Genomic DNA, 7,090 nt, shown 5'->3' with positions numbered 1-7,090 from the left:
TGCCCTGTCTATCGGGGTGATTGTGGATGATGCCATTGTGATGGTGGAGAATGCTTACCGGCATCTAGCGGATGCCCAACAAATTGAGGAAAATGAATAAGGAAACACGACTTTCGATTATAGAAAAAGCCTCCAAGCAGGTAGGGCCCAGCGTGTTCTGGAGCACCATCATCATCATTACCTCCTTCTTGCCGGTGTTCCTTCTGACCGGGCAGGAAGGGCGTCTTTTCAGTCCCTTGGCGTGGACCAAGACTTTTATCCTCATAGTAGATGCCTTTGTGGCCATCACGGTAACTCCTGTGCTGCTTTCTCTCTTGCTCAAGGGGAAGTTCAAGCCGGAGAGTGCCAACCCTATCAATCGGGGACTAGAGCGTGTGTACTCACCAATTCTTCGCTGGTGCCTGAAGTGGCGGAAAACCACCATTGGCATTAATGTGATGGCCTTGCTGGTCAGCATCCCTATGCTGATGAGCCTGGGGTCTGAGTTCATGCCGCCACTGGACGAGAGTTCCATTCTGTTCATGCCGGTGACTTTGCCAGATATTTCCAACGCAGAGGCCAAGCGCATTCTGCAAGTGCAGGACAAGATAATCAAGTCGGTACCGGAGGTGGAGCAGGTACTTGGCAAGGCCGGAAGGGCCAGCACGGCTACGGACAACTCGCCCATCAGCATGATTGAAACCATCATTCAGTTGAAACCTCAGTCCGAATGGCGGGACGGCATGACGAAAGCCAAAATCATAGCCGAGTTGGACCAGAAACTGCAGATACCGGGTGTCATCAACGGTTGGACCCAACCCATCATCAACCGCATCAATATGCTGGCAACCGGCATCAGGACAGACGTGGGCGTGAAGGTCTATGGCCAGAGCCTGGATTCCATTGCAGTAGTCTCTGAGAAGGTAAGAAACGCCCTGCAAGGGGTGGAAGGCGTGAAGGACCTGTACATAGAGCCGGTGACCGGTGGCAGGTATCTTGAGATTCAGACAAGGCGAGAGGATTTAGGCCGCTACGGTCTTTCTGTCAATGATGTAAACAGTATAGTGGAGTCTGCTCTGGGCGGCGCAAGTATTGGCAATACCATAGAAGGCAGACAGCGGTTCTCCATCAACGTGCGTCTGGCACAGGAATACCGCAACAGCATAGACCGCATTCGCCGCATTCCCATCCAGTCTGGTACGGCCGGCACTGTGCCTCTCTCTGCGGTGGCTGATGTGAACTTCGTAGACGGGCCACCCATGATTGCCTCAGAGAACGCACAACTGCGTGGGGCCGTCCTATTCAATGTGCGTGACCGAGACTTGGGTAGCACCGTGCAGGAGGCAATTAAGACCATTAACCAGGAGGTGACGGGCATCCCCAACGGTTACCATCTGGAGTGGAGCGGTCAGTGGGAAAACCAGATACGGGCCAACCAGACCTTGAAAATCATCATCCCACTAGTCATCCTCATTATTTTCCTGATTCTGTATTTCTCCTTCAAATCCTTCAAAGAAGCCTTGCTGAATCTAGTCACCATCCCTTTCGCCTTGGTGGGTGGGGTGTTCATAGTGTACTTCTACGGCATCAATCTGTCGGTAGCGGTGGCGGTGGGCTTCATTGCCCTGTTTGGGATGGCGGTAGAAACGGGTATGTTGATGGTTGTGTACTTGAACGAAGCCATGAACGAATTAGTGGCCAAGAAGGGCAACTCCAGCGGGACTATCACCAAGCAGGATATAAGGGAATATGTGTTCCAAGGAGCGGCCAAGCGTTTGCGGCCCAAGATTATGACGGTTTCGGTGTCGCTGTTCGGCTTGATTCCCATTCTGTGGGCCACCGGGGTAGGCACCGATGTGATGCTACCCATAGTATTGCCTCTCATCGGTGGGGTATTCACTTCCTCCATCCACATCCTGCTGGTAACCCCCGTGGTGTTTGAAATGACTAAAGAGTATGAACTCCGGAAACACGGCAAAATCGAGATTTATGACGTCAAACATTAAAGTATACATAACGGTGCTGCTGCTGCTGCTGCTGCTGGGAACTGTAGCCCATGCACAATTGCCTGTGATGCCACTGGATTCTGTGCTAAACCGGATTTTAAAGGACAATCCTATGCTCCAGGAATTTGAATACAGGGCGAAAGCGCAGAATGCCATGGCCAAGGGAGCAAGAAGCCAAATGGCGCCCATGGTGGGGGCTGGGGTTTTCATGTACCCCTATCCAGGCCAGATGAACATGGAGGGGCAGGAAATGGGGGGACAGGATGATGCCATGTACATGACTTCAGTGGAGCAGGACATCACCAACCCGGCTAAATTGAAGGCCCGCGAAAAGTACCAACTCTCCAAGGCCGCCATTGAGGAGGCGGGGCGGGGCATGACGTTCAACCAGCTTCGTGCGCAGGCTAAGACCGCTTATTACCAATGGGTGGTGCTGGAGAAGAAAAAGTCAGTGCTGTTGGAGAGCCAGCGCATCATGCAGTTCATGCTAAAGCTGAGCAAGGTCCGCTATCCCTTTAACCAGAGTTCTTTGGGCAGCATCTATAAAGCCGAGGGCCGTCTGGGCGAGGTGGAGAACATGTTGACCATGACCGACAGCGAAATTGAGATGAAGAACATCCAGCTGAACATGCTGATGAACCTTCCTCCGGAGAACAGGTTTTCAGTGGATACCACCGTGCAGGCAACAGTCTTGGCGGTGCTGCCAGACACCAGTTCCCTAAGTGCCGCCCGCAGTGACATCCGTCAGATAGACCGCACCATTGAGTCCATGCAGCTCAACCTGCGGCTGGAGAACCTGCAGCGCAAACCAGATTTCGGGATACGGTTTGAGAACATGATGCCCCGTGACAGGATGATGCCCCAGTCGTTCACCCTGATGGGCATGGTCTCTATTCCCATTGCGCCTTGGTCCTCTAAAATGTACAAGGCCAATGCCACCGCCATGAACCTGGAGATACAGGGTATGCGGAAAGGCCGGGAGAATCTCTTGAACGAAGCACGCAACATGGTGGCCAGCATGGCTCTGGAACTGCAGGCAAAGCGCACCCAGGTCCAGAACTACGAGAAAAAAATCATTCCGGCCCTGCGCCGCAACTATGAAACCACGCTCCTAGGCTATGAGCAGAACACAGGGCAGTTGCCACAGGTGATTGATGCCTGGGAGGCCCTGAACATGGCCCAGATGGAATACCTCAACAACTTGGAGCAACTCTACCTAATAGGTGTGAACTATGAGAAAGAACTGGAAAAATAAGCTGATTGGGTTCCTGATTTTGTTGCTGCCTTTCTCTTTGACTGCCTGTAAGGATAAAGCAGAAGGCGAAGCGGCCCACGCCATGGAATATACCTGTCCCATGCACCCGCAGATAGTCCAGGACAAGCCCGGTTCCTGCCCTATCTGCGGGATGGACCTGGTGGCTAAACAGTCGGCGAGTGCGCCCGCGGCAGCCGTGTCAACGGACTTGAATTATCTGTTGCAGCCGGCCGATGAGATAGTCGTGTCCTCCATCCGAACTACCCAGCCCATGCAGAAGCAGGTGGAGAATGAAGTCACCCTATCTGGGGTAGTGACCTATGACACCCGGAGGCAGTACGTGATTCCGGCCCGCTTTGGCGGACGCATTGAAAAACTATACGTGCAGTTCAACTACCAACCGGTACGCAAAGGCCAAAAGCTGTATGACATCTACAGCCCCGAATTGGTAACTGCTCAGAAAGAGTTGCTCTATCTGCTTAAGAATGACCCAAGCAATACAGCCCTTATCTCAGGTGCGCGCCAGAAGCTACGCCTACTGGGTGCCACCGAGGGACAAATTAACCAAGTGGCCCGCTCAGGAAAGGAATCTTATACCTTCTCAGTCTACAGCCCTTATAATGGTTATGTCTTGGACCCTGCCGTAACGGTAGCCCCTACAGCATCCCCAGTACCTGCTACCGCTTCCTCGGGTTCCGGGGATGGTATGGGTGGCATGGGGGGCGGAAGCGCCAGTGGTACCGTAGCTAGTGGACCTGCATCGCCTATCACCAACAGTCAGGGTTTTGCTGTCAGAGAAGGGATGTATGTGACCACAGGGCAATCGCTACTCAAAGTGATTGACGCTTCCCAGGTATGGGCGGAGTTCAACGTGGCCAGCAATGTGGCAAGCCAACTGAAAAGAGGAACTCCCCTTTCTATTTCCTTTAACCAGTTGCCAGACGAAACCATTCAGTCTTCGGTGCATTTGGTAGAACCGGTATATGCCGCAGGTGAAAACTTCGCTCAGGTGAGAGCCTTGCTTCCAGCGCGTGGCAACCCCATTTTAATTGGGCAAGTCATCACCGGGAGAACCACCTACAGCACCGGCTCCTCCTTGTGGGTACCTAAAGAGGCCGTGCTTGATTTAGGGACCCAATCGGTGGCCTTCCTGAAAGTGAACGGGGTGTTCAAGCCAGCCAGCGTGCGGGTTGGGCAACGGGCCGATGGACAGGCAGAGATTGTGTCAGGTCTGAAAGCCGAGGATGTGATTGCCGCCAATGCCCAGTTCCTGGTTGACAGTGAGAGTTTTATAAGGGTAGCCGACACGAATAGATGAGACATATAAAAAGTTTAATAATGGTCATGATTGCAGCTTTCCTTCTGGTAGCCTGCACGAAGACAGACGAACACGCCCACGTAGAGGGGGACGCAAGTTATACCTGCCCCATGCACCCTCAGATTGTTGAAGGAGAGCCAGGCTCTTGCCCTATTTGCGGTATGGACCTGGTTTTGGTCCAAAAGCAGAAAAAGGAGCAGAAAACAGCCAGTGCCTACACTTGTCCCATGCACCCACAAATCGTGCAGGACAAGCCTGGTCCATGCCCCATCTGTGGCATGGACCTAGTACCTGTTAAGAAACAGGAAACTGGCACTACAGAGGCCAGCATAATGCTGAGTGACAACCAAATCCAATTGGGTAATATTACCACCAAGGCTATTCAGGAGGGAAAGGTGGGCAGCAGTACCATACTGACTGGGAGGCTGGTAGTAGACCAGACGCAGGCAGACCTCATCAGCAGCCGGGCCCCGGGCCGCATAGAAAGGCTGTATGTGAAAGAAACCGGCCAACCCATCAGGAAAGGGCAACCCCTTTATGACCTGTACAGCGAAAGCCTACTCACCTTGGAGCAAGAGTACCTGCTGGCCTTGGACCAGGTGAAAGCGTTCCCTGGCGAGAGGCAGTTCGCCTCTATTCTGGACGCCGCTAAAAGAAAACTGATACTGACAGGCCTTACCAATGCCCAGGTCAACCGGCTTGCCCGTACCCGCCGTCTGGACGCTCGCATCACTTTTGTGGCACCTGGTTCAGGCACGGTCACTGAGATTTCGGCCGCTGAAGGGACTTATGTTTCCGAAGGAAGCCCGCTGTACCGGATAAGCCGCTTCAATTCCATTTGGATGGAGGCCGAACTGTACGCGCAGGAAGCCAACCAATTGAAGGTGGGTACCCTAGTGGAAGTTAGTGTGCCGGGAAGCGCTTCGCCTATCAAAACTAAAATCTCCTTCATCAATCCAGAGTTCCGGCAGAACAGTCAGGTGGTGATAGCCCGGGCCTCTGTACCCAACCCCCAGGGAAGGTTGATACCCGGAACCCAAGCGACTATAAACTTATCAGCGCCGGTTCGGCAGGCTCTGACCCTCCCACTGGATGCTGTTATCCGGGATTCGAAAGGAGCGCATGTCTGGGTGAAGACCGGGGAGAACACCTTCAGCCCTAGGATGGTGAAACTAGGGGAGGAAAGCGAAAACCAAGTAGCTATCACCAGTGGCCTGCAACCCAATGATACCGTGGTAGTAACCGGGGCTTATTTGCTGTATAGTGAGTATGTTTTAAAGCAAGGCTCAGACCCAATGGCGGGCCATGGACATTAATTGCTTAATGGTTCCTGAATGAAAAGCCGTTTTTAGCCAGTTTTCCAGAAATGAAGCTAAAACAGATAGCAACAGACACATTAATAAACTATTACCATGAAGAAATTCAATAGCTATTCACTTGTTCTATTCTTCGCCTGCCTTATGGTGTTCACAGGCTGTAACTTCCATACGGAGGCAGACATGGACGACATGGAGGAGGACATGGATGACATGGACCTGAACATAGACTACCCGGCTGCTTTTGTGGTGAACGGAGAATCCAATGACGTGGACGTCATCAACCTGAATGACCTTACGCACAAGGACCATCTTACCTTGAACGGGGCCATGTTTCCGCACCACATCAACATGAGCCCAGATAAAACCAGATTGGCGGTGGCTATCACCAGCACCGACCTGAGCGGAGGCCATGAGGGCGGAGGTATGGACGGGATGAGTGGCTTGAAAGTGATAGTACTCAGCAGCTACACTGGCAAGATTGAGAAGGAGATTATCCTGCCGAAAATGCCCCATAACGCCGCCTTCAATGCAGAAGGCTCTGAGCTGTGGGTCTCACAGGAAGATGACCACCAGAGCCAGGTGCTGGTATACAATGTGGGAAGCTGGACTTTGAAAAACACCATTCCGGTAGGCAAAGGATTGTCTGAGGTCACTTTCTCAGCTGATGGTACCAGAGTGTTCGCCGCCAATACCATGGATGCCACGGTCTCTGTCATTCACCCCGACACTAAATCTATTCTGGCTACCATACCCGTAGGAAAAGACCCTGTTGGTGCATGGCCCGCCACCAATGGTTACATGTATGCAGACAATGAAGCTGACCAGACTGTTTCAGAAATACAGGTAAGCACTGCTTCAGTGACGGCAACCATTCCACTGGGCTTCAAGCCTGGCTACGCCGCCTACCATGCTGGCCAGCAGGAACTTTGGGTAAGCGATGCCACCAACGGAAAGGTAGTCTACTACACAAAGGTGAACGGCCTTTGGACCAGACAAGGAGACATCTCTACCGGTGCCGATGCCCATGCTATTGCCTTTTCCAAAGACGGGGCCACCGCCTATGTCACCAACCAGGGAGCGGGAACGGTGTCAATTATCCAAGTCGCGGGCCATAAAGTGACGGGCTCCATTGCAGTAGGGAAAAAGCCCAATGGCTTGGTACTAAGACAATAAATAATAATCCACTTTCAGAAACTAAACCCAACCTTAATCT

Annotated in this window: 6 protein-coding genes; all 6 read left to right on the top strand. The window is 52.5% G+C overall.

Annotated elements, in window-relative coordinates:
- Nucleotides 1-16: 16 nt before the first annotated feature.
- Nucleotides 17-100, top strand: a complete 84-nt coding sequence (locus FOA19_RS23655) for a hypothetical protein (RefSeq protein WP_317132067.1) — start codon at nucleotides 17-19, stop codon at nucleotides 98-100.
- Entirely contained in the window at nucleotides 93-1,985 is a 1,893-nt protein-coding gene (locus FOA19_RS22975) for an efflux RND transporter permease subunit (protein WP_149093222.1), read from the top strand. Before FOA19_RS23655 ends, FOA19_RS22975 begins: the two co-directional genes overlap by 8 nt.
- The gene (locus FOA19_RS22970) at nucleotides 1,969-3,240 is read left to right on the top strand and encodes a TolC family protein (RefSeq protein WP_149093221.1); all 1,272 of its coding nucleotides are present in this window, start codon (nucleotides 1,969-1,971) and stop codon (nucleotides 3,238-3,240) included. The genes FOA19_RS22975 and FOA19_RS22970 overlap by 17 nt, the downstream gene beginning before the upstream one ends.
- A complete protein-coding gene (locus FOA19_RS22965; RefSeq protein WP_149093220.1) occupies nucleotides 3,218-4,558 on the top strand; it encodes an efflux RND transporter periplasmic adaptor subunit in 1,341 nt (446 codons plus the stop codon). Before FOA19_RS22970 ends, FOA19_RS22965 begins: the two co-directional genes overlap by 23 nt.
- A 26-nt stretch (nucleotides 4,559-4,584) precedes the next feature.
- Nucleotides 4,585-5,874, top strand: coding sequence for an efflux RND transporter periplasmic adaptor subunit (locus FOA19_RS22960; RefSeq protein ID WP_149093219.1), 1,290 nt, complete (start codon nucleotides 4,585-4,587; stop codon nucleotides 5,872-5,874).
- 96 nt (nucleotides 5,875-5,970) lie between these two features.
- Nucleotides 5,971-7,050, top strand: a complete 1,080-nt coding sequence (locus FOA19_RS22955) for a YncE family protein (RefSeq protein WP_223809031.1) — start codon at nucleotides 5,971-5,973, stop codon at nucleotides 7,048-7,050.
- Nucleotides 7,051-7,090: the final 40 nt, after the last annotated feature.

Source organism: Rufibacter hautae (assembly GCF_008271695.1).
GTDB classification, from domain to species: domain Bacteria; phylum Bacteroidota; class Bacteroidia; order Cytophagales; family Hymenobacteraceae; genus Nibribacter; species Nibribacter hautae.
This window is presented reverse-complemented; position numbering and strand designations above follow the sequence as displayed.